This is a genomic window from Pseudoalteromonas sp. MB47 (assembly GCF_011319765.1).
GTDB classification, from domain to species: domain Bacteria; phylum Pseudomonadota; class Gammaproteobacteria; order Enterobacterales; family Alteromonadaceae; genus Pseudoalteromonas; species Pseudoalteromonas simplex.
The window spans coordinates 23,910-47,909 of sequence record NZ_VFBD01000029.1 but is presented as its reverse complement, the minus strand read 5'-3'; the positions used below and the strand labels follow the sequence as shown (position 1 = coordinate 47,909).

Below are 24,000 nucleotides of genomic sequence, written 5' to 3'. Positions count from 1 at the left end.
AATAAGTAGTAATGTCGATGATCCGTTGTGTGTTCAGTTTTTTATTTTACACCCTCAATACCCTTTTTTGGTTTGTGCCTATTTTTATTTGTGGCCTCATAAAGCTTATTCCAATCAAGCCATTGCAAAAATTAATGAGTTGGATTGCTAAGCAATGCGCCACTATGTGGGTGAGTTGCAACAGCATCAACCAAAACATATTTGCTTCATATAATCTGAACGTGACAGGTCTTGAGCAGTTAAAAGCGAAAGACTGGTACTTGGTGATCGCGAATCATCAAAGCTGGGTCGATATCGTTGTTATGCAACGTCTGTTTAATCGCCGTATTCCGTTTTTAAACTTTTTCTTGAAAAAAGAGCTGATATACGTTCCTTTCTTGGGTCTTGCATGGTGGGCGTTGGATTTCCCATTCATGACTCGTACGAGTAAAGCCCAGTTAAAGAAAAACCCTAAATTGCGTGGCAAAGACTTAGAAACCACGCGCAAAGCCTGTGAAAAGTTTAAAGAAATGCCAGTGAGTATTGTTAACTTTGTTGAAGGTACGCGTTTTACTGAGCAAAAGCATTCTCGCCAAAATAGTCCTTTTGAGCACCTATTAAAGCCGAAAGCGGGCGGGGTTGCGTTTGTTATGCAAGCAATGGGTGAACAAATTTCCAAAGTAGTGAATGTAACCATTCATTACCCTGGTGGTATTCCTAGCTTTGTGGACTTTGCTAGTGGTCGAGTAAAGCAAGTCGATGTGCGAGTAGAAGTGATGGAAGTGAGTCCAAATTTGATTGGGGATTATACGGGCGATGCAGAGTTTAGAGTAAATTTTCAAGCTGAGCTAAATCGAATTTGGGAAGAAAAAAATCAACAGTTAGCCGAATTAAAAGCTAAAACGCAGTAGTATTGCTAACGCAGTCGAGAGCACACATATGTTAAAGAAATTTTTACCAAATTGGTTAACAGGCGTTCTAGTTAGTATTGTCTTGTTTGCTAATGTGATTATTTGGGGCACGCTGGTGCTGCTGTTTGGTGTGCTTAAGTTGCTACTGCCATTTAAGGTGGTTAGCGATATTCTTCATTTAGCTTATCGCGGTTGGTGTAAAGGTAACCGCTTAGCCTTGTGGTTAGGTTGCCCAACAATTGAAATTGATATTAAAGGTAAAGTTACTACAGATGGTTGGTACTTACTTATCTCTAATCATATGAGCTGGCTAGATATTGTTGTTCTGAGTGCAATCGATGTTTTACCCGCGCCAAAGTTTTTCTTAAAAGATGAGCTGAAGTATGTGCCATTCATTGGCACTGGCGCATGGGCTATGGGTATGCCTTTTATGAAGCGGGTGAGCAAAGCGCAACTGGCAAAAAATCCTAAGTTGAAAGGGCTCGATGTTGAACGCACCAAACGTAGCTGCCGTGATTTTCGTAATCACCCAACAACAATCATTAACTTTGTTGAAGGCACGCGTTTTACAAGTCAAAAACACAGTAAGCAAAATAGTCCGTTTACTTACCTTTTAAAGCCCAAAGCAGGCGGTATAGCATTTGCTCTTGAGGTGTTAGGTGAGCAATTTGATGCATTATTAAATACCTCGATTATTTATCAGGGGGAGGGCGACCATATTTGCCGTAATCTTATGCGTGGCCGTTTAAACGTGATTAAAGTTGAAGTGCAAGTGCAAGCAATTAGCGCAGAGATGATTGGTGATTATCAGCATGACCGTGCATTTAGAACGGCTTTCCAACAACATATTAATGAGTTGTGGTTACAAAAAGATGCTCAGCTACTAACTTATCACCAAGCTCAGCAAGCTGAGTACCTTGCTACCATCAATAAGGAGATTGAAGCGCCATGAAGCAAACTCACCTACAAGAGTTGGTGATGCCTTGGTTTGAATCAATGCCAGACGCGGCGCTAATAAGTGCATTAACCGCTACAGCTATCGGTGTTGGCTCATTACTAATAATTTACATGTTTACCCGTCGCTTATTACTGCCGGGTATTCAAAAGGTTGTTACACGCCTGTCTCCTGAGCGTATTGGTGCGCTCACACCTATGCTCAATAAGTTAAACCGTCGTTTTGCAGGGATATTGTGCTGTGTACTTTATTTAGCGACCTTCGATTATGTTTATCCAGTTCATGATGTCGCTGCATTAGTACTTAAAACGGTGGGTCAAATTGCACTGATCATTTACGGTGGCTTCATTTTAAGTAGTGTGGTGAGCATTGCTGGTGGTATTTATAACCAGCTTGATTTTGCGCGCGATATTCCGATTCAGGGCTTGATCCAAGTTGTAAAACTTATCACCTTTATGGTTTGCGCCATTCTCATTGTGAGCATTTTGCTAGAGAAGTCGCCAACTTATATTTTGTCTGGCTTTGGTGCGATAGCGGCGGTGACCTTACTCGTATTTAAAGATACCATTTTGGGTTTTGTCGCCAGTATTCAAATTGCGGCAAATCGACTAGTAACTTACGGTGATTGGATCCAAGTGGATAGCTATGGCGCAGACGGTGAAGTTATCGACCTTGGTTTAAATACAGTAAAAGTGCGTAACTGGGATAACACGATTACAACCATTCCAACTTACATGTTAGTTGCAGGGTCATTTAAAAACTGGCGTGGTATGCAAGAGTCAGGTGGTCGTCGTATCAAGCGTTCTTTAAACATTGATATGAATAGTATTCGTTTGGTGGATGATGCTTTTCGAGAGCAAATTGATGATGCAATTCCTTTGCATGACTACATACGAGTAGCAAATTTACCTAACCCAGTAACAAATCTTGGCTTATTTAGACGTTATGCTGAAGGTTACTTAAAGCAACATGAAAAAATTAATCGTGATTTAACTTTAATGGTGCGAGAGCTGCAACCAATAAATCATGGTTTACCTATTGAGTTTTATTGCTTTAGTGAGGATAAGCGCTGGATTTCATACGAGCACTTGCAAGCAGAGATCATGGATCATCTACTTGCTGTACTGCCTATTTTTGGGCTTAGACCTTATCAAAGTGTTACGGGTCAGTTGAGCACAAGCGAAGCCCAAACTGGCTTAAAGCCTAGTATCAAGGTAGCTAATCCTCCACGTGAGAAAGCTTAAAGCTGACCAATCAATAAGCTAATCGTAATAAAGCCTAACAAAAGCCACCAAATAGGTGGCTTTGCCATTCTTAGCCATGTAAATGCTGCAATGACTAAAGCTACTTGCCATAGATTTTGCACTGCCGATTGCCAAATCGGTGAATAAAGAGCAGCGGCTAAAAACCCCACTACAGCGGCATTTAGCGCTGCGATACTGCCTGCAAAGCGTGGCTTATCTGCTAACTGTAACCAGCTTTTCATAAAGGCTAACATCAACAAAAAACCCGGTAAGAAAATCAGGATGGTCGCGACAATAGCACCTACAAGTGGAATGCTTGGTGTAACTTGTGCTCCCAAATAAGTAGCGATAGTAAACATCGGTCCAGGTATGGCTTGGGCACTGGCATAAGCCGATAAAAACTGCTCAGTTTCAAGGCTCGGTACACCAGCTTGTAAAATAGGTAACACAACGTGACCGCCACCAAAGACCATAGCGCCAGTTTGATAAAATGGGGCAAACAAAGAAAGCCATTCACCGAAAGGTAAAAAACTAATTAATAACAAGATGGCAAATAAGCCAAGTGGTAACCAAGCAATTTTCACTGATTTTTGCTCTTGGCTTTCAGGTAATTTAAGTTGTGGATAGCACCAACCTATAGCCGCTGCTGCAATAAGTACTAAAATTTGGCTCGATAATTGTGAGAAAATAATCAATACAACAGTACTTAGCACTGCTATAAGTTTATGTAAGTGGTTTTTGCAAAAGCTCATTGCCATGCTATAGGTTGCATCGGCAACAATCACTACTGCAAAGAGTTTTAGCCCAGCAATTACTGCAAAGTATATATCACCAAATTGATGAGCGCTTAGAGCCAGAAAAAACATGATTAAAAATGAGGGTAGGGTAAACCCAATAAAAGCACACAGGCCACCCAATACCCCTCCTTTTTCAACCCCCATCGCAAAGCTAACTTGACTCGAACCTGGGCCCGGTAATGCTTGGCTAAGACTAATCAGTTGGGCATAGCGTTCAGCAGAAAGCCATTTTAAATTATCAACAAAGTGGCGTTTGAAGTAACCAAGGTGTGCTGCAGGGCCACCAAAGCTCATACAGCCTAATAAAAAGAATTGCTTAAATATGATGAATAACATTGATTTGCCATCAGTAATTTTTTTTCAATTATGACAAAATTGTATGACATTTTTGTGGTTTTTATGACACAAGGCCGTCTACAATATACAGAACCAGTGAACGTAGTCATGAGTATCACTATGAAACACTACATTGCAAGTTTGTTGTTATTTTTTTTCAGTGGCTTAGTATCTGCGAACTCTTATGAGAAAGTGTTGGTGGCTGTTGATCATGCGCCCCCTTATGGCATGATTTCTGATGATGGTAAAGTGAGTGGCGCAATTGTTGATATCATGCGTGAAATGCAACCTAGCTTACCAATTAAGTTTGAGTATGTTGCTTGCCCATTTTCTCGTTGTTTAAAGATGCTTGAGCAAAATGAGCTGGATGTGATGGGCGGCCTTATTCGCACAGAAGCGCGCGAGCAAAAAATGCAGTTTCTTACCCCGCCTTATATGATGCTGTCGTCTTCTTTCGTGTTTTATGCAAAAGCTGATAGCGAGCTTAAAATAAACAATTATCAAGACCTAGTCGGTAAGCGCATTGCGGTAATGCGAGGTGCTGCGCATTTTCCCCGCTTCGACACTGATAAAACCCTCACTAAAATCGAGGCTTTAAGCGAACATAATGCTTTTGAGATGTTATTAAAAAATCGTGTTGATTTAGTGATTGCTGTTGAAGAGACTGCAGATCATGCCTCCGTTTTTTTGCAGCGACCTTCACAAGAAATTGTAAAAATGCCTTATCGCTATAAAGATGTTATTTATGGTCACATTGCCCTAAGTAAACAGTTTGCAAGCTCGAGTTTAGCCGAAAAAATTCAAGAGCGCCTCAATACCTTAGTCCTCAATGGCCGTTTAACAGAATTGGTCAAAAGTTATAACTTACCTCCGGTTACTGCTGTAGCAATCGATAAGTAACCCATTCTTCATAGTTTGTTCATAGACGTTCATTCATAATTGTAAACAATTCAATTTGAATAATTGCCATGGAGAGACACATGACTTTTACAAAATCAGTTTTAACAGTGGGCGTATTAGCCGTTTTATTGACAGGTTGTGAGACAACGAATACAGGTAAAGGCGCTGCGATTGGTGCTGCTACAGGTGCCGTTCTAGGTAAAGCAACTGGCGACCACGATGATAAACGTATCTTCATTGGTGCGGCTATTGGTGCATTAGCAGGTGCAGCCGTTGGCGATTATATGGATAAGCAAGAAGAAGCATTTCGCGATGAGCTAGCAGGCTCAGGTGTTGAAGTGGTTCGTGAAGGCGACAATATTCGTCTAGTCATGCCATCAAATATTACTTTTGCAACTGACCAATCTTATATTTCGTCGGGCTTTCATAGCACCTTAGATGCGATTGCTAAGGTGATGAATAAATACGAAAAAACCTACTTAAGCGTAGAAGGTCATACCGACAGCACAGGTAAAGATAGCTACAATATGACGTTATCTCAACAACGTGCGCAAAGCGTAAAAGATTACTTAGTGAATCATCAGATTATGTCTGCGCGTATCAGCACACGAGGCTATGGTGAAACACGCCCTGTGGCAAGCAATGACTCAGCAAATGGCCGAGCTTTAAACCGCCGCGTAGAAATTCAGATCGTACCGAATACACAAGGTTAGATTTTATATCTAGATTTGTGGTCAGGTTTGATATGCCCTTTCAAACCTGACATTTCCCTTCTTAATCTCGATTAAACTGTAATTCGCACAATTGTTTATACAATGGGTTAGTCTCAAACAATTGCTGATGCGTACCCGTTGCAATTATTTCTCCTTTATCCATCACGACAATCACATCGGCGTGTTTAACCGTTGCCAAACGATGGGCAATGATCAGTGTTGTTCTGTCTTTCATTAGATGCTCAAGGGCAGCTTGTACATGAAACTCACTTTGTGCGTCGAGTGCACTGGTTGCTTCATCAAGCAATAAAATTGCAGGGTCTTTTAATATTGCGCGGGCCAGAACTATGCGTTGTTTTTGCCCACCTGAAAGCCTAACACCTTGCTCCCCTAAAAAGCTGTGGTAACCATCTGGCAGTTGACTAATAAACTCATCGGCATGGGCATATTTGGCCGCCGCATATACTTGCTCGTCGCTGGCGCTTGGGTTGCCATAACGTATGTTATGCATTACGTCTGAGCTAAATAAAATTGGGTTTTGTGCCACCATCCCCATTTGCTGGCGTAAGCAATCAAGAGAGAGTGCTTTTATGTTTATTCCTGCCAGCGAAATACTCCCTGAGCTTGGGTCGTAAAAGCGCTGCAGTAACTCAAACAACGTTGTTTTACCAGCCCCCGATGGGCCAACGATAGCAAGAGTTTGACCTTGTTTTACTTGTAAATTCAGCGTATTTAAAGCGGCTTTATCTGGCCTTGAAGGGTAATGAAAAGATACCTCATTAAACTCGATAGCAGGGTGATTAAGTTTGTTTGCTTCAAGTTGTGCATCATGATTTGTATCTGGACTTTTGATCATGCTTTCAACGGCAAGTAGCTCTAACAGCCGTGCTGCTGCACCTGCGGCTCTTTGCAGCTCACCATACACTTCGGCAACGGTTGCTACAGACATCGCCACCATAATCGCATAGAACACGAAAGCACCTAGCTCACCACCTGTCATAGTGCCAGCTAATACGTCACTGCCACCAACCCAAAGCATCACGCTAATAGCACTAAAGGTCAGAAATATCACCGCTGCAATCAAAAACGAGCGCTGTTTGATTCGGCTCTTCGCTACTTGAAACGCCTTGTTGGTCTCTTCGCTAAATGCTGCTTTTTCACGTTCTTCATGGCTATAACTTTGCACTACTTTAATATTTTGAATGATCTCACCAGCATAGGTGCTGATATCGGCAATGGCATCTTGGCTTGAGCTTGCCAGTTTTCTTACTTTTCGGCCAAAAATCATCATCGGCACTAATACTACTGGTACGCAGGCAACAACGACAAGAGTCAGCTTTAGGTTGGTAATTAGTAACATAGCCAAGCCACCAATCAGCATTAAACTACTACGTAGTGCCATTGAAAAAGAGGAACCAATGATAGATTGCAACAAGGTGGTGTCGGTGGTCAGGCGCGACATCAGCTCGCCACTACGGTTTTCTTCAAAGTAGCTGGGGTGTAGTGTAACGATGCGATCAAACACGGCTTTACGGATATCGTTACTGACTCGCTCACCAATCCACGACATTAAATAAAAGCGACAAAAAGTACCTACAGCTAATAAGCTTATTAAACCAATCAACACCATTACTGCTTGTTGAAGTTGAGCTTGCGAGCCTGCAATAAAGCCATGGTCGATAACAAATTTAACGCCTTGTCCGAGTGATAAGTTAACAGCGGCCGTAAGCAGCAAGGCGCCAAGGGCCGCAAACACCATCCATTTATAGGGTTTTATAAAAGCTAAAATCGGTAACAGGCTGCTAAATGCGGCCTTTTCTTTATTGGTAGACATGCTAGATTCTTGTTGATGAATAGGGTATAGATATGGTTATCAATGCTCTAAAAATCAACAGTTATTAAGGGATTAGTATGGAATCTACAACGATCAGTGGTCAATTCACCGTAAAGTTAAACCCAATTGGCGGCTATGCCACAGGGCAAGATGGCGTAAATTTGGGACGCATGTCGATTGATAAACAGTTTTCAGGTCCATTAGAAGCAACAAGCCAAGGCGAAATGCTCAGTGCCATGACTGCAACTCAGGGCAGTGCAGGTTATGTAGCGATAGAGCAAGTTGTTGGTAGCTTAGAAGGTAAGCAAGGCAGTTTTGTGCTGCAACATTTTGGCACCATGGATAAAGGGGCTGACCGATTGATTTTAGAAGTGGTACCAGACTCAGGCGCAGGTGAACTTGAAGGTATTTCTGGTAAAATGGCAATTCGAATTGAATCGGGTATTCATCATTATGACTTTGAATACCAACTGACGGACTAACATGCAAAAAGTTGTAGAGTTTAAAAAGAAACGCTTTTTTGGCGGCATCGATATTGATGCATTAAATCAACGAGTGTTCGAATTAGGACAAGCAGGTTGGCAAGTGAAAACCATCACTACAGCAACAGGGGTTTATGGTCAGATAACATCCGTTTTATTACTAATTGAGAATAACGAATAATGACACTAACTGAGTGGTTGAGTTTAGTTTTAATTTGCGTGATGGGGGCAATGTCGCCGGGGCCGAGTTTAGCTGTGGTTTTAAAACACAGCTTACATGGCGGTATGAAGAACGGCATGTTAGCGGCGTTGAGCCATGGTATTGGGGTTGGCTTTTATGCGTGTGCCTCGTTACTTGGCTTAGGTGCGCTGATGACTCAGTTGCCAACGCTTTATCAAGTGCTGGTCTATGGCGGTGCAGCCTATCTCGCATATTTGGGTATTCGTATTTTGTTAGCTAAACCTAGCTCGCAAACATTGAATGTTGAGCAGACTAAGCCGAGTCCTCGTAGCGCACTGCAAGATGGCTTTGCTATTGCCTTTTTAAACCCAAAACTTGCGGTGTTCTTTTTAGCACTGTTTTCGCAATTTATTGATCCTGAAAAGCTGACTTTGCAAGTTGGTTTAATTATGTGTTTAACGGTATTTGTGCTTGATACGGGCTGGTATCTAGTTGTTGCACTGTTAACCGACATATCAAAAAAGCGTTTTGGTTTCACCAAGACAAATCCATGGCTCGAAAAATTGCTAGGGATAATTTTTATTGCTCTAGCTGTTCGCGTCGTTATTACTTTATAAATCCCTCTATATTGCGATTACATCACTAATAAAAAAGGGTTGTGATCGCTACTCTCCCCAGCAAGCTCCTATTGCATACGTATTCATCACACAATATTTACCTTTTGGTTACACTTTATTGGTTGTTTTTTGACAACAACAATAACCACAAATACAACACCTCCAACGACAACAGGGTGGAAATCCAATGGGGAAATTCAAGCTAAGTGCACTTATGCTGGCTTTAGTGGCAGCAAATAGTGCAATAGCGGCGACGGAAGAAGAACGCACATCAGCAAAGGAAATCGATCCTGAGCTTGAAGTAATCGAAGTGCGCGGCTTTAGTCGCAGCTTAATTCAATCATTAAATCAAAAACGCTTTAGCGACACAGTCTCTGAGCAACTATCAGCTGATGACTTAGGGGCATTACCTGATGTGTCTATGGCTGATGCATTAACACGTCTACCGGGGATCTCGGCGGTACGTACCGGAGGCCAAGCTGCCGAAATCAACATCCGCGGTTTATCTGGTGGATTTGTTTTTTCGACATTAAATGGTCGTGAGCAAGTATCTACTAGTGGTAGTCGCAGTATTGAGTTTGACCAATACCCCTCTGAGTTAATCAGTTCAGCGGCGGTCTACAAGTCGCCTAAGGCATCGCTTATTGAAGGGGGCGTCGCGGGTACAGTCGAGCTACAAACAGCAAGCCCTTTGGATAATGACCAGCAACACAAATTTACTGCGAATGTGCGTGGTATGTATAACGACCGTGCTTCAGAGGTCTTTGATGCAACCGAGTACGGCGACCGTATTAGCTTTTCTTACCAAGGTAAGTTTCTTGACGATACGCTAGGTGTCGCAGTGGGTTACGCGCGCTTATTCCAACCAAGTGTGGCGACTCAGTTTATTGGTTTAGCATATAACGGAAACAAAGATGTTGATGGACTGGCAAATGATACCGATGGCCCTGCAGATAATCCTGCCAATGAATACATCAGCGAGGGATTTGAGCTTCAGCACTTAGGTGGTGAAGAAACCCGTAATGGTTATTTAACCTCAATTGAATGGGTGCCAGCCGATAACTTTAAATTAAAGGGTGATGCGTTCTTATCGCGTTTTGATAGCGAGTCATTTGCCCGTGGTTTCCGAGTTAAGTTTGGTGGTCCGTCTGCGGTGTATGCTAACCCAGTGCTTGACGGTAATGCGGTGATTGGTGGTGCAATTAACCGTACATCAAATAGCTTTACCCGTGTTGAAATCGTTAATGATGATAACCAAGATTTCGATGAAGTAGACAGCTACGGCATTAATGCCGATTGGCAAGTTACTGAGCGTTTAAACGTCAATGCTGACGTGTCGCTATCACGTGCTAAGAGTAATTTCCGTAATGGTTTACTTTGGGCATTGGTTTCGGAAGATGCCACCGTTGAGAACCCAGTATTCGATACCAATGTATCGCTTAACTATCAATTGAACGGCTTAAACTTGCCTGATGTAGGTTTTAACCAAGCCGACGCATTTAGCGATATTGACCGAGTTATGGTCAGTAAATACGGTATTTACCCGTATGAAAATGAAGATGAAGTAAAAGCATTTCGACTCGATTTTAAGTATGAGTTAGAGAATAACTGGTTTAGCTCCATTGAATTTGGCGCTCGTTATTCAGACCGTGAGTACAGCAATAATCGCTCTGTATTTGAATACGGTAACGACGGTGCATTTTCTTCGACTCAACCACCGCTTCGCCTTACCGATGACATGGCTACAGTCGTCAATTGGCAAGGTGAGTTTAGTTATTTCCCATCATATCTAGCGATAGATTTAGATAAAGCACTTAACGCATGGTTCCCAAATGGTATTCCGCAACCAGTACAAACCTGGGGTAATGCTGATGGTGTTGTTGATTTAGATGGTGATGGTGAGCCAGATGCACAAGACTATACCACTAACTATTCATGGACCATGTTGCAAAGTGGTTCAGTGTATGAAGAAGTAGTGTCAGCCTATCTGATGCTTAACATTGATACTGAAATTGGCAAGCTGCCAATTACAGGTAATATTGGTATTCGCCGAGTAGATACCGATCAGTCCGCGACGGTGCTTGAAAACGTCGGTGGTGACCCACAACTCGGTGCGCAGTATATTGTTGATGACAATGGCATTGTTAACGACCTTTATGCACCAAGCGTGTTAGGCATAAAATACACAGACTACCTGCCTTCATTAAACCTAAACTTTAAAGTGAGTGACGCGACACAAATTCGTTTTGCTGCGGCAAAAGTGATGGCGCGTGCTCCGATTAACCGTTTAGCAGGCGATGCCAGTGCATCGGTTAACAATGACGGCGAAATTAACGGTTCAAGTACTAATAATCCATTCTTAAAACCTTTTTATGCGGATCAGTACGATATCTCGTACGAGCAATACTTTGAAGACACCGATGGTGCGCTGGTTGTTGCTGCGTTTTATAAGAATATCGACTCATTCATAGACACGGTAGCCATAGAGAACTTTGACTTTAAGGGTAATGGTTTTAACGTACCAGAATACATTGTTGACCCTGTCAGCGGTGAGCAAATCGAAACTACTAATGGTGTGTATGAAACTGCGGTTAATAATGCCAAAGGGGGTTATATTCGTGGTATTGAGCTTGCCTATACGCAAGTTTTCTCTTTCTTACCCTCGCCGTTTGAAGGCCTAGGCATTAATGCCAGTTACTCATATACCGAGAGCGAAGTGCAGTCTATCACCGACTTAGGTGGTGATTCTGTGTCGCAAGATTTGCCTGGCCTGTCAAACAATGTCTTTAACGGCACACTTTTTTACAGCTATGAAAACTTTGAAACACGTTTGAATGTGCGTTATCGCGATGATTTCGTTTCAGAGCAAGTTGCTGTCAATGAGCAAGTGGTGAACTTTGATGCGGAAACGGTTATCGATTTCCAAACGTCGTATCAGTTCACAGATTCATTCGGCATGTTATTACAAGTGAATAACTTAACCGATGAACCAACACAAAGCTACTTTGGAACAACCAGTAAAACAGGCACCACGCAATTCTTTGGTCGTCAGTTTTATCTAGGTTTTACCTATAACCATTGATCAGTAAGCTGGAGATAATAATATGAAAATAATAGCTAATTTTAGCCGCTTACTGATTGCATGTAGCATGGTATTGCTAACTGCATGTGGTGGTGGCGCTAGTAACGATATAGATTCTGGGCAAGTTTTATTGACCTGTAGTGTCCCGCAAGTTCCCAATGAAGCGGGGACTGAGTGTGTAGATCCACCACCGATTAGTTGTCCGGCACCAACGGTACCCGATGAGAATAATGAAAGCTGCGTGGTAGGCGCTGATCCCACTTTGCCTGATCCTGTGGTTTTCCCTGCAGATGACGAAGCCATCTTATTCTATAACCGCACCAGTGATGATGCCTATGAAGGTTATCGATTACACTCATGGAATAATGATGACTGTGATGCGTACGCAGCGCCGTTTGATGCTACTGATTGGGCCAATGGTCATGAATACGATGGTATTGATCCTAACTATGGCGCGTACTGGATTGTAAAATTAAAAGAAGGTTACAACGAGTGTGCTAACTTCATCGTGCATATTGGAACCGAAGGGTCCGGCAAAGCGTTTGGTGATGTTGATTTAAAAATGCCATTGATGCAGGACGATGAAAAGTTCCAACGTATGAACTTTACCATTCATGGTGAACCATCAGTATTTGAATATCCAATTATAAGCTTAGGTGAGCGCCCGGTGAGTATTTCTGGTGCTTCAGCGCATTGGATTGATTTATCTACTGTGATTTACCAGCCAAGTAATGAGCTGACAAGCATCATTAAATTACACTCATCAAACAGTGCAGATTTAGCTGTCGATGAAGATACTGGTGAGTTAAATGGTCAAGTGGTTGAGCTTATATCGACATCTTTAAGCGATGAACAAATCGCTAAAGTACCACACCTTGCCGGATGGAATGCGTACCAAGGTAACTGGGATGCAGCCGCTGCAAAAGAGCTTATTAAACAACAATTAGTTGTGGCGGGCTATGATGCTGATGGCAAGCTAACAGAAGCCACTTATGTGCAAACCGCTAAAGCCCTAGATGACTTATACACCAGTGGCGAAAGTGATGCTAATGAAGCACAACTAGGTGTGCATTACGCCAATAATGGCATTGATGTGTCGGTATGGGCTCCAACGGCAAGCAATATGAAATTAGTGCTGTATGATGCTGATAAAACAGAGCTTGAACAACTTGTGATGACCTTTGATAGCGCAACGGGTATTTGGTCTAGCAATATCGATATCAGTCACGATCGCCATTACTACCGCTTTATGTTTGATGTTTATCATCCTACGACTAAGCAAATTGAAAGCTTATGGAGCACAGATCCTTATTCATTAAACGTTTCAACCAATGGTCTATATAGCCAACTGATCAACCTTGATGATGAAGATACTAAACCAACCGGCTGGGATGAGCGTATGGTGCCAACGGTTGATTACCCTGAGCAAGCGGTCATTTACGAAGGTCATGTGCGTGATTTTAGTGTACGGGATGAAACCGTCAGTGAAGCAAACCGTGGTAAGTATCTAGCGTTTACTGAGCTTGATAGCGCACCAATGCAACATCTTAAAAAGCTAGCAGATAATGGTTTAACTCATTTCCATTTACTGCCACTGACAGATATTGGCACCATAGATGAAGATGCCAGTCAGCGTGTTGATATCACTGCAACCTTAGGTGATTTATGTAGCCGCATTGACGATGATGCCGATGCATGTAAAACCGAAGATAAGAGTTCATTGATAGTTGATTTAATGGCGTCATACCTACCTGGCTCTGATGATGCTCAAGCACTTGCTAATGCAATGCGTGGTGTTGATAGCTTTAACTGGGGTTATGATCCGCATCATTTTATTGCGCCTGAAGGCTCTTACGCTTCATCGCCTGAAGGTATTGCACGAGTCAAAGAAACGCGTGCGATGATCCAGTCTTTACAAGAAATTGGTTTACGTGTCGTCCTTGATGTTGTTTATAACCACACGACCTCATCAGGTGTTTGGGATAAATCAGTGTTCGATAAACTGGTACCAGGTTACTACCACAGATATAACGAAACATCCGGCGATATCGAGCGTTCAACCTGTTGTGAAAATACAGCAACAGAACATGTCATGATGGATAAGTTTGTTGCTGACTCTATGGTGATTTTAGCCCGTGACTTTGGTTACGATAGCTTCCGCTTTGATGTGATGGGGCATATGCCAAAAGCATCAATTATGACCGCGCTTAGTGCAGTACAAGCAGTTGACCCAGATACCTACTTCTACGGTGAAGGGTGGAACTTTGGTGAAGTCGCTGATAACCGTTTATTTGTGCAAGCTAAACAAATGGATATGGCTGGCACTGAAGTAGGCACCTTTAATGACCGTATCCGTGAAGCAATTCGTGGTGGTGCGTTCTTTAGTAATAATGCCACAGATGGCAATTTATCTGAGCAAGATACGTTGCGTTTATCACTGGCAGGTAACTTACAAAACTACATTCTTAAAGACTTTAAAGGTAATTCAGCAAAAGGCAGCAGCTTTAGCTGGAGTGGTCAGCCAGCGGCTTACGCTCTTGACCCGGCTGACAGCATTAACTATGTCTCTAAGCATGATAATGAAACTCTATGGGATCAGCTGCAATATAAACATGGCACTAACTTAAGTATTGAAGAGCGTGTGCGTGTTCACAATATGGCTTTAGCTATGCCGCTGATGAGCCAAGGTATTCCATTTATGCAAATGGGTGCTGATATGCTGCGTTCTAAATCAATGGATCGTAACAGTTATGATTCTGGTGATTGGTTCAACTTTGTTGATTTCAGTATGGATACCAATAACTGGAATGTAGGCCTGCCACCTGCGCAAGATAACCAAGCGAAGTGGGGCGAAATTGCACCTATTTCTGCAAATACGAATGCGCAAGCGATGGCAAGCGACATTGAGTACGCAAGTAATGTATTTACCGAGTTCTTAGCAATTCGTAGTGCCAGCCCATTATTTAGTTTAACCACAGAGCAAGACATTCTAGACCGCGTTGGCTTCCACAATATTGGTAAGCGTCAACAACAAGGTTTAGTGGTGATGAGTATTGATGATGGTGTTGGGTTGACTGACCTAGATAGCCAATACGATGCCATTGTTGTGGTGATGAACGGTACGGAGCAAAGCTTATCGCATACGGTATCAACGGCTGCGGGTTTTGAGCTTCATCCTGTTTTAAAAGCGAGTGTTGACTCAAGTATGTCAGCAGCAAGCTTTATGGCTGGTGAGGGCGAAGGTACCTTTAATGTTCCGCCATATACTGTTGCTGTGTTTGTGAAACCACAAGCTGATGCTCAAGGCGAAGGCCTAAGTGCCGATGCGACTGTGGGTGCGCCAGATATTGTGCCATTTGGTAGCACAGAGGTTTATGTTCGTGGCACGTTAAATGACTGGGGTACGGCAAATAGCTTTGAATATGTGGGTGATGGCGAGTACAAAATTGCGATTCCTCTAACAGCAGGCAGCTATGAGTTTAAAGTGGCTTCTGAAGATTGGTCTACCGTTGATTTTGGTGCGCTTTCTGCCGATGTTGCTGAAGTGCTCGAAGGCGAAGATGAGCTGCTAACACGCAGTGGCGCCAATATGACCTTTACGGCGGCAATGGATGCTGTTTATGTGTTCTCATTCGATGCCACAGACACCGATAACCCAGTACTTAAGGTTTATAATGAAGAACCATTTGTTGGTACGCCAATTTATGTACGCGGTAGCTTAAACGATTGGGGTACCAGTGACGAGTTAATGTATCAAGGTAAAGGTGTTTATACCTTCACTAAACAATTAACTGCGGGTAGCTATGAGTTTAAAGTGGCCTCTGAAGATTGGAACACGGTGGATTATGGTTCAGGTGAAAGTAGTGCAGCGGTTACAGTGGGTACTGAAAAACTACTCGCAGTAAAAGGCGCAAATATGACAATGGATATTGCAAGCGATGGTCAATATCAGTTTATGTTTGATGCCAGTAACCTTGAAGAACCACTTATGACTGTATTCAATGCAGAAATGTTTGGCGAAACTCAAGTGTACTTACGTGGTAGTGTAAATGATTGGAGCACAGATAACCCACTGATTTATGCTGGTGATGCGATGTACAGTACTAGCATGACTTTAGAAGCTGGTGACTATGAGTTCAAAGTCGCTTCTGAAGACTGGAATACGGTGGATTATGGCGGCAGTGGTGATGCCCCTGTTGCTGTGCTTGGCGAAGCGGCTTTACTAGAAGCCGTTGGTGCCAATATCGCCTTGAGTATCCCAACAGCGGGTGATTACCGCTTTACAGTGCAAGGACCTGATCTGAGTAAACTAACAGTGACGGTTGAAGCAGTGGAATAGCTTTCCCTGCAGTACCCTTAAGCCGGGCTTTTGCTCGGCTTTTTTTGTATTTAATGAAAAGTTTGTATATTGTCATAACTCTCTATCAAGGAGCCTATGATGACAGAAACCAGTTTAACGAGTGCTAGCTTTGATCCAAAAGTAAAACAATATTGGTTATTACTGGGTATTTTTACCTGTGTGATTAGTATGGTAGGGATCCCTTTCATTCCCGTAGTTGCGTTAATAATCTGGCTGGTGGCAGGGCGTATTTTAGCGGCGATGTCAGCCACGTTGTTAACACGTAAGTTAGTGGTAAAACGCGGTGTCTTCTTTAAAGAAGAAAAATCGATCCCACTTGAAAAAATAACCGATGTAGCACTTAGCCAAGGCCCTTTAATGCGCCAATTTGGTCTTTATCGACTGAGCTTTGAAACGGCAGGTCAATCAGGGCAAGGTGCATTAGTATCATTGCTCGGAGTGGTTGATGCAGAGACGTTTCGCGAGGCAATCTTAAAACAAAAAGATGAGATGACTCAAAGCAGCAGTATTAAAGCTGAGCATCAACCTGAAGATAGTCAGTTAGAACTGCTGCGTTCACTTACTTATAGCGTAAAAAACATTGAGCAAATGTTAGTTACGCTATTAGATGAAAAGCGTTAAGCCATTTGTAAAGTAGGGTTACCAGCTTGTACGCTGAGCGCTTTTTGACGCTCGCTAAGCAGTGTGTAATCGGCTGTTTTAACGCTACTTACATAATGCCACTGGGCAAGCGCTTGTTGTTGAGTAAAGGTGACGGTTAAGTAGCCGCGTTCAACTAAGTTATTGTAAGCTAGGTCGTTAACCAATAATGCAATGACTTGCTCAATTTGTGCGACAGCTTCGCTCGATTGCGTATTTAACGCTAAGTAGTTCTCAAGACCTGGTGATGAAACCGAAGATGCTGCAAATTCAACACCAGCTGCGGCTTTAGCAGAAACAGGATTGCTTGCATCAGTGACTAATTGTCCTGCCCAACTGTTATGCGTATCACCTGCCAAAACGACCAAATTCTTTTGTGCTGCAATTGCAGTCCCAAGTATTTGCTCGCGCTCATAAGCATAGCCATCCCATGCATCAAGATTATAAGGTGCTGTTGTTTCTACACGTGCTCGCTGTTCACTAGTAACCGTTGGATCGCCAGCTAATACGCGCCCTTTAATTTGCGCAAGCTCACTAAATAATGTGTTTGCTTGAGCAAGTAATGCCGAGGGATCAGCACCGTTTGCTTGAGTCACTTGAATATTCATTAGTAACTGTAAAATCTCGAGTGGCAAATGCATTTTGGTCATCAGCACCTGTTGCCCAAGTACTTGCCATTGTGTTGTTGCTGTCGTTAAACCATCAGTCAGCCATGTAAGTTGCTCGTTACCTAATAGAGCACGAGTAGGTGAGCTAATTGCTGCAACAAAGTCAGTTTGTCCTTGGCTGCTGGTTAAGTCGAAATCCGCATAATTAACTTGCTCGTCGCGCGCCAAAACACGGGTATCGAGCATGTGTAATGAAACTAAATTACCAAACTCAAAGCGTCGATAAATACGTTCTTTATCGGCAACATTACGGATAGGCATCCATTCAAAGTATGCTTGTAGCGCATGCATTTTGCGCTCGCTAAATTCACCTTCGCCGTCGTTGTGATTTTCAGCGCCACTATGCCATGTATCATTAGTTATTTCATGGTCGTCCCAAACAGTAATAAATGCACAATGACTATGGGCAGCTTGCAAGTTATCGTCTTTACGATAATGGGCGTAACGTTTGCGATAATCCGCTAAAGAAATGATTTCATCGCTATTGTCATCAGGTAATAAACGGCCAAGTTCGGCGGCATCTTCAGTGGCATAACCTGTATTACCGTATTCATAGATGTAGTCACCTAAGTGCAGTACTGCATCTAAATCGGTTTGTTTTGCGATTTCACCATACACATGGAAGTAGCCTGCAGGATAGTTAGCGCAAGAGACAACGGCAAATTTTACTTGTTCTATGTTGTCGGTTGGAAGTGTTTTACCTGCTCCAGTGGGTGAGGTTTTACCATTACTTATGAAGCGGTAGTAATAGGTGGTGTTGGCATCGAGACCTTGCAGATCAACTTTTAAGGTGAAGTCAGTTGCATCGCTTACCTGTGTTTCGCCATCATGGCTAATGGTTGTAAAGTTAGCATCTGTTGAGGCTTGCCAAACTACGTTAACACTCGTGACGTTTTCAAGAGGGGTTATGCGAGTCCAAATAATTAGACTGTCAGCGAGCGGGTCGCCACTGGCAACACCGTGATCAAAGTTGACAGGGATTTGCTTTGTAGTTTCGTCATCATCGTCATTAAGACTACAGCCCGTTAAACCAAAAGATAAAACGGCGGCTCCAAAACCAGCCGCCGATGCTTTTAAAAAGCGTCTGCGCGTAAAAGTCATTGCTCTGTACCTATAAGTAGAAAAGTACGAGCTTATCCGACCAGTGTTACTGTTCTATGAAGTTAAAACACCTGACAAATTTGTTCTGTATTACAGGTGATTACAGTGACATTTTCGTAGCCAACACGAGTCAGTGCTTCGGCACTGAGTGTGGCGCGGGCACTACTTGCACAGTGTAAGTAAATGGGTCTTGCAGGATCTTTTTCGATTTCCATTAATTTCATTTCAAGTACACCGCGTGGGATATTAATTGCACCTGTTGCTGCTTTAGTTGCGTGCTCAGCAGGCTCACGTACGTCAATTAATAAACCATGGTTTTCGCTTAGCTCTTGTTTTGCTTGGTCAGCGCTAATGCGGCGCTGGTTTGGGGCAACAATTTTCATTAAGTCAGGAATTGGTGTCAGCATACTAATCCTCCATACCAAGTTTTCGTAAAAGGGTGATGTATTTAATATATTAGATAACACTATATTAGTAAATTCTAATATTAGACTTTTCTAATATATCAATCTATACTTTAGCGGCATTTTAAGAATATAGAGTAGTGTGAATATGAACATCGATTTTGCGGCTATGGCCGACAATGTGGAGCAAGCAGAGCAAATGCTAAAGATATTGGCGAATAAAAATCGCTTGATGATCTTATGTTCGCTGCAAGATGGTGAAATGAGCGTGAGCGAATTAAACGAAGCTGTGCCGTTGGCGCAGTCTGCATTATCGCAACACTTAGCGGCGCTGAGAAAAGCTCAGATAGTTGCTACTCGACGCGAAAGCCAAACTATCTATTATCGCGTGGTTGATGAAAATGTAGTATCGATCCTAGCAACTCTATATGGCTTATTTTGCAAAGGTAATTAAGCAGTGAGTGCTATCGATAATGCTGTTAAAAACAGCTTGAGCGGCCGCCTTCCTGTTATAATTTTTATTATGTCGGTGTTGCTTGGCTTAATGGCATTAAAGCAAACCCCTCGTGAAGAGGAACCGCAAATTGTGGTTCCTATGCTTGATATATATGTAGCAGCACCAAACGTTGAAGCGCCAGAAGTAGCCAGGCTGGTAACAGAGCCATTGGAGAAGTTATTGGCGCAGTTAACGGGTGTTGAGCATATTTACTCAACTACACAAAGTAATGCTGCTGTTGTCACTCTTCGTTTTGAAGTCGGTCACGATCGTGAGCAAGCTATTCTCGACACTTACGCTAAACTCTATAGCTATCAACACACTATGGCGTCAGTGATCAGCTCATGGCAAATACGTCCGGTTGAAGTGAACGACGTGCCAATAGTAATGCTGGGCTTATTTAGTAAAGATCCAAAACTTTACGATGACTATCAACTAACTCGTTTTGCCAACGAAATCGCTAACAGTTTACAGCGCATCGAAAACACCAGCGAAGTGAAAGTGATTGCTGGTAGAATCCGTCAATTAACAATTAACCTTGATGCAAGCGCTCTTGCTGCCCATCAAACAACCCTAACCGATGTGTATTATGCGCTTAGCGTATCTAACCAATTAGTGAATGTGGGCAGTGTTGTTGAGGGTAAGCAGCAAATTGCCTTACAAGTGGGTGATGTTTTACGCTCTCAATCTGCGATAGAACGGCTTGTTGTCAACGTGGTAAACGGTAAGAGTGTTTATCTAAGCGATGTGGCCGAGGTGAGTGATGGTCCAAGCGAAGCGCAAAGCTATCAATGGCTGGCTCATTCAGATAACCAACAACAACTTCCTTTAGTCACCATTAGTGTCGCTAAGCAAGCTGGCACCAATGCGGTCGCTGTAGCCAACGAAGTGCACAGCATGATGGACAGTTTATCGGCTAATCTATTGCCAGATGAAGTGGGCTACACCGTACTGCGTGATTATGGCCAAACCGCGAACGAGAAAGTAAATAACCTTACCTCAAGCTTAGTGTTTGCGGTATTTACCGTGGTTATTTTTGTTGGCGTATTTTTAGGTTGGCGACCAGCGATTGTGGTTGGTTTGGCAGTGCCTATTTGCTACGGCATCACCCTGACACTTGATTTTGCCTTTGGCTATACAATTAACCGAGTCACACTGTTTGCACTAATCCTTTCTTTAGGTTTGTTGGTTGATGATCCAATTACTGGGATAGACAACATAAGTCGTTTTTTAACCCACAAAGGCGATAAAAAACAACGCATAGTTGATGCCATGAGCGAAATTCGTGTGGCGCTGTTTATGTCTACATTAACCATTATGGTGGCGTTTATCCCACTTGCGTTTATTACTGGCATGATGGGGCCGTACATGGCACCGATGGCATTCAATGTGCCAATTAGTGTAATGGTTTCGACCATAGTGGCATTTTTTGTTACGCCGTGGTTGGCAATGAAACTACTTAAAGCGCCAGTCGGTGACAGCGTACAACTCGATGCCAATCAGCATGGTTTATATGAGCGCATATTATCACCATTACTTGAGTCTAAAGGCCGTGCCAAACTCGTTTTATGGACCACATTAGCTTTGTTTGTCGCCAGTGCCATGTTACCCGTAATGCGTGCAGTGCCTTTAAAGCTATTACCGTTTGATAATAAAAACGAGTTACAAGTTTTAATCGATATGCCTGAAGGTACAAGCCTTGAGCAAACCGCCGCTTTCACTCGACAAGTACAAACCATCACTTGGCAATTAAATGAAGTAAGCGAGGCGGCAGCCTACGTTGGTCAGCCATCAAGCATGGACTTTAATGGTATGGTGCGTGGTTATTATCGACGTGAAGCTGCTAATTTAGCTGAACTCAGAGTATTACTGCTCGATAAAACTGAGCGTGATCATCAATCTCATGGCGTGGTCATGCGCTTGCGTGCCGCATTAGCGCCACTGGCAACCGATGGCATTGTAATTAAAGTGGTTGAAGTGCCACCGGGTCCGCCGGTTTTAAGTACCTTAGTGGCTGAAGTTTACAGTGAGCCATTTGTTGATACAGACACGCACTATCAAGCAGCCCTTGCTGTTGCTGCAAGGTTAAAACAAGAGCCGCATGTGGTTGAAGTTGATACCAGTATTGCTGCCAATGCGCCCTTACAGCGTTTTATTACCGATAAAAGTAAAGCGTCATTGTCGGCGGTGTCTACACAAGATATTGCCCAGACCTTAGCCATTGCTTCGCATGGGCAAAATGTTGGGGTGTTATATGTTAGCGGCGAAACAGACCCTGTCGATATAAAGTTACAACTGCCATATCAAGATCGTAACCAATTTGCTCAATTGCTGGCATTACAAGTTCGTGGTGATAGGGAGCTTGCAAAAACCAGTGATGAATTTGGGCTGCAAAGTGCACCGCGTACGCTGGTGGCGCTCTCTGAGTTAGGTGAATTTCAGCATCAAGATGTTGCCAAGCCAATTATGCGTAAAGATCAGCGTAATGTTGTGTATGTAATGGCTGAGTTAAATGGGCGTACACCCGCTGAAATTATTGCTGACGTCAATGCTGACTTAGGCATTAGCGCTGACGAATTTAGCCAAACTGATTGGCAAAGTAGGCACTTTTTCAATAATGGCGGTAGCCAAGCTTGGCAATTACCTGCTGGCACTGACGTGACTTTTAGTGGTGAAGGTGAATGGCGAATTACTATTGATGTATTCAGAGATATGGGGATTGCCTTTGCGTTTGCGCTCACTGCCATTTTCATTATCTTACGCATTCAAACAAACTCTGCCAGTTTGTCACTGATCATCATGTCGGCTATTCCATTAACCGTAATAGGGATCATGCCGGGCTTTTGGCTATTAAATCAATTTGGAGAGCGCAGCATTGCTGGTGCTCCAGAGCCGGTGCTATTCACCGCAACAGCCATGATAGGCATGATTGCACTTGCCGGTATTGTGGTTCGTAACTCACTTATTTTAGTTGAGTTTATTAATCAAGCTCGCGGCCAAGGTATGGCAATTAAACAGGCTTTGATTGCCGCAGGTACGGTGCGTATGCGCCCTGTGTTACTCACCGCGGGAACCACCTTATTAGGTAACTTGGTGATCACCCTAGATCCGGTATTTAGCGGTCTAGCGATTGCAATTATTTTTGGTATTGTGGCATCAACATTGTTCTCATTATTTGTTGTGCCACTGGTTTATTATTTAGTGTTTGCAAAGGATGCAGCCAAAGAGGAACAAGCTCATGCAGGGTAAATCGAAACTTACTGGTTCAATCATCGCGTTATCTGTGATCATTGTGGCGGTACTTTACATGGCGGGCAGTTTCTCTGATAAGCAAGCTGCAGGCATGAAAAACCCATCAGCAAATGATTACACTGGTCAGTTAGTGACAGTGACACTGGCAGATATTGCGCGTGATGAAGTTGTACCGGGCACCGTGATTGCAAAACAAAATACGCAAATCTCTTCTCGTGTAATGGCACAAGTTGAGCGTTTAAATGTACGCGCTGGCGATACTGTAAAACAAGGTGACGTGCTAATTACCTTGCAGCAAGATGACTTTAAAGCAGGGCTGGCTCAAAGCGAAGCACAAATAAATGCGATTAATGCATCGCTGACTCAAGCAGAGAAACAACTAAAGCGTATTAACGATTTATACAAGCAAGGTTTGGTATCTGTTAGCGAATACGACGATGCAAAAGCAAGGTTCGATAATTTAACGGCGAACCTAGCGATTGCTAAACAGCAGCAAACACAAGCGCAAGTTGCACTGAGTTTTACGCAAATTAAAGCGCCGATTTCAGGTGTTGTGGTTGAGCGTTTTGCAGAGCCTGGCGATACCGCAACTCCTGGCACGCCATTACTCGCACTGTATAACCCACAACAATTGCAATTAGCATTTGATGTCAGAGAACAACAAGCAATTAAGTTGAATGTTGGTCAAACTCTAACGGTTAAACTACCTGCTTTATCTACGTCAATGCCTGCCACAGTGACAGAAATTGTGCCGGTTGCTGATAGTGCTGCGCGTAGTATGGAGATCCGTTTAGAAACAGATGCGCAAACTGGATTAATGCCAGGGCTTTATGCGCAATTACAATTACCGCTCGCCACTGAAAAAGGGGTGTTGATTGACTCAAGCTGGGTGCACCAATATGGCCAATTGAGTATGGTCTATTTACTTGAAAATAATCAGATAGTGCGCCGCTATGTGCGCCTTGGCGAAATGCTCGATGGTAAGCAGCACATCGTTTCAGGTTTAAACCCGGGTGATGTGCTGGCTGTTGATTATTAATTTTCCAAGT

Annotated in this window: 18 protein-coding genes; 14 read left to right on the top strand and 4 right to left on the bottom strand. The window is 43.1% G+C overall.

Translation table 11 applies throughout. The annotated features are described in order from the left end of the window. Nucleotides 1–11 precede the first annotated feature (11 nt). The 3 genes from IMPJCBKJ_RS16535 to IMPJCBKJ_RS16525 are packed head-to-tail and all read left to right on the top strand — an operon-like array spanning nt 12 to nt 3,089. Nucleotides 12–890, top strand: a complete 879-nt coding sequence (locus tag IMPJCBKJ_RS16535; protein ID WP_166341113.1) for an acyltransferase — start codon at nt 12–14, stop codon at nt 888–890. A 28-nt stretch (nt 891–918) separates the two neighbouring features. Next, nucleotides 919–1,842, top strand: coding sequence for an acetyltransferase (locus IMPJCBKJ_RS16530; protein WP_166341111.1), 924 nt, complete (start codon nt 919–921; stop codon nt 1,840–1,842). Further along, nucleotides 1,839–3,089: a mechanosensitive ion channel domain-containing protein gene (locus IMPJCBKJ_RS16525; protein ID WP_054554419.1), complete on the top strand. Its 1,251-nt coding sequence runs from the start codon at nt 1,839–1,841 to the stop codon at nt 3,087–3,089. Before IMPJCBKJ_RS16530 ends, IMPJCBKJ_RS16525 begins: the two co-directional genes overlap by 4 nt. Here IMPJCBKJ_RS16525 and chrA read toward each other — a convergent pair. Continuing rightward, nucleotides 3,086–4,222, bottom strand: coding sequence for a chromate efflux transporter (chrA, locus tag IMPJCBKJ_RS16520; protein WP_138618416.1), 1,137 nt, complete (start codon nt 4,220–4,222; stop codon nt 3,086–3,088). The genes IMPJCBKJ_RS16525 and chrA overlap by 4 nt on opposite strands. Nucleotides 4,223–4,342: 120 nt before the next feature. Here chrA and IMPJCBKJ_RS16515 point away from each other — a divergent pair, with 120 nt between their 5' ends. Continuing rightward, complete coding sequence (locus IMPJCBKJ_RS16515; protein ID WP_161804360.1) at nt 4,343–5,122, top strand: transporter substrate-binding domain-containing protein; 780 nt, start codon at nt 4,343–4,345, stop codon at nt 5,120–5,122. An 80-nt stretch (nt 5,123–5,202) separates the two neighbouring features. Further along, the gene (locus tag IMPJCBKJ_RS16510) at nt 5,203–5,835 is read left to right on the top strand and encodes an OmpA family protein (RefSeq protein WP_054562840.1); all 633 of its coding nucleotides are present in this window, start codon (nt 5,203–5,205) and stop codon (nt 5,833–5,835) included. A gap of 61 nt (nt 5,836–5,896) precedes the next feature. Here the strand turns inward: IMPJCBKJ_RS16510 and IMPJCBKJ_RS16505 are convergent, their stop codons facing one another. Continuing rightward, nucleotides 5,897–7,669, bottom strand: coding sequence for an ABC transporter transmembrane domain-containing protein (locus IMPJCBKJ_RS16505; protein ID WP_166341109.1), 1,773 nt, complete (start codon nt 7,667–7,669; stop codon nt 5,897–5,899). Between the two features lie 77 nt (nt 7,670–7,746). Between IMPJCBKJ_RS16505 and IMPJCBKJ_RS16500 the strand changes: the two genes are divergently transcribed. The 6 genes from IMPJCBKJ_RS16500 to IMPJCBKJ_RS16475 all read left to right on the top strand — a co-directional run bounded on the left by IMPJCBKJ_RS16500 (nt 7,747) and on the right by IMPJCBKJ_RS16475 (nt 17,012). Further along, nucleotides 7,747–8,151 (top strand): DUF3224 domain-containing protein, encoded by a 405-nt coding sequence (locus IMPJCBKJ_RS16500; RefSeq protein ID WP_054554415.1) that lies wholly within the window; start codon nt 7,747–7,749, stop codon nt 8,149–8,151. A 1-nt stretch (nt 8,152) separates the two neighbouring features. Further along, a complete protein-coding gene (locus IMPJCBKJ_RS16495) occupies nt 8,153–8,332 on the top strand; it encodes a DUF4177 domain-containing protein (RefSeq protein WP_054554414.1) in 180 nt (59 codons plus the stop codon). Beyond that, nucleotides 8,332–8,949 carry a LysE family translocator gene (locus tag IMPJCBKJ_RS16490; protein WP_054554413.1) on the top strand — a complete coding sequence of 206 codons (618 nt, stop codon included), beginning with the start codon at nt 8,332–8,334 and terminating at the stop codon, nt 8,947–8,949. The genes IMPJCBKJ_RS16495 and IMPJCBKJ_RS16490 overlap by 1 nt, the downstream gene beginning before the upstream one ends. Before the next feature lie 187 nt (nt 8,950–9,136). Then, nucleotides 9,137–12,031, top strand: coding sequence for a TonB-dependent receptor (locus tag IMPJCBKJ_RS16485; RefSeq protein WP_166341107.1), 2,895 nt, complete (start codon nt 9,137–9,139; stop codon nt 12,029–12,031). 22 nt (nt 12,032–12,053) lie between these two features. Next, nucleotides 12,054–16,370 carry an alpha-1,6-glucosidase domain-containing protein gene (locus IMPJCBKJ_RS16480; protein WP_166341105.1) on the top strand — a complete coding sequence of 1,439 codons (4,317 nt, stop codon included), beginning with the start codon at nt 12,054–12,056 and terminating at the stop codon, nt 16,368–16,370. Between the two features lie 99 nt (nt 16,371–16,469). Then, nucleotides 16,470–17,012: a PH domain-containing protein gene (locus IMPJCBKJ_RS16475; RefSeq protein WP_166341349.1), complete on the top strand. Its 543-nt coding sequence runs from the start codon at nt 16,470–16,472 to the stop codon at nt 17,010–17,012. Here the strand turns inward: IMPJCBKJ_RS16475 and IMPJCBKJ_RS16470 are convergent. Both IMPJCBKJ_RS16470 and IMPJCBKJ_RS16465 read right to left on the bottom strand, forming a co-directional pair. Next, the gene (locus IMPJCBKJ_RS16470; RefSeq protein WP_166341103.1) at nt 17,009–18,799 is read right to left on the bottom strand and encodes an alkaline phosphatase D family protein; all 1,791 of its coding nucleotides are present in this window, start codon (nt 18,797–18,799) and stop codon (nt 17,009–17,011) included. The genes IMPJCBKJ_RS16475 and IMPJCBKJ_RS16470 overlap by 4 nt on opposite strands. A 62-nt stretch (nt 18,800–18,861) precedes the next feature. After that, nucleotides 18,862–19,206, bottom strand: a complete 345-nt coding sequence (locus IMPJCBKJ_RS16465) for a rhodanese-like domain-containing protein (RefSeq protein ID WP_054554408.1) — start codon at nt 19,204–19,206, stop codon at nt 18,862–18,864. 145 nt (nt 19,207–19,351) lie between these two features. On the opposite strand from IMPJCBKJ_RS16465, the gene IMPJCBKJ_RS16460 reads away from it, so the two are divergent. Genes IMPJCBKJ_RS16460 through IMPJCBKJ_RS16450 form a run of 3 tightly spaced genes read left to right on the top strand, consistent with a single transcriptional unit; the run spans nt 19,352 to nt 23,990 of the window. Next, a complete protein-coding gene (locus IMPJCBKJ_RS16460) occupies nt 19,352–19,657 on the top strand; it encodes a metalloregulator ArsR/SmtB family transcription factor (protein WP_054554407.1) in 306 nt (101 codons plus the stop codon). A gap of 3 nt (nt 19,658–19,660) precedes the next feature. After that, nucleotides 19,661–22,948, top strand: a complete 3,288-nt coding sequence (locus tag IMPJCBKJ_RS16455) for an efflux RND transporter permease subunit (protein WP_166341101.1) — start codon at nt 19,661–19,663, stop codon at nt 22,946–22,948. Then, on the top strand, nt 22,938–23,990 hold the full coding sequence (locus tag IMPJCBKJ_RS16450; protein ID WP_166341099.1) for an efflux RND transporter periplasmic adaptor subunit: 1,053 nt from the start codon (nt 22,938–22,940) through the stop codon (nt 23,988–23,990). Before IMPJCBKJ_RS16455 ends, IMPJCBKJ_RS16450 begins: the two co-directional genes overlap by 11 nt. Nucleotides 23,991–24,000 lie beyond the last annotated feature (10 nt).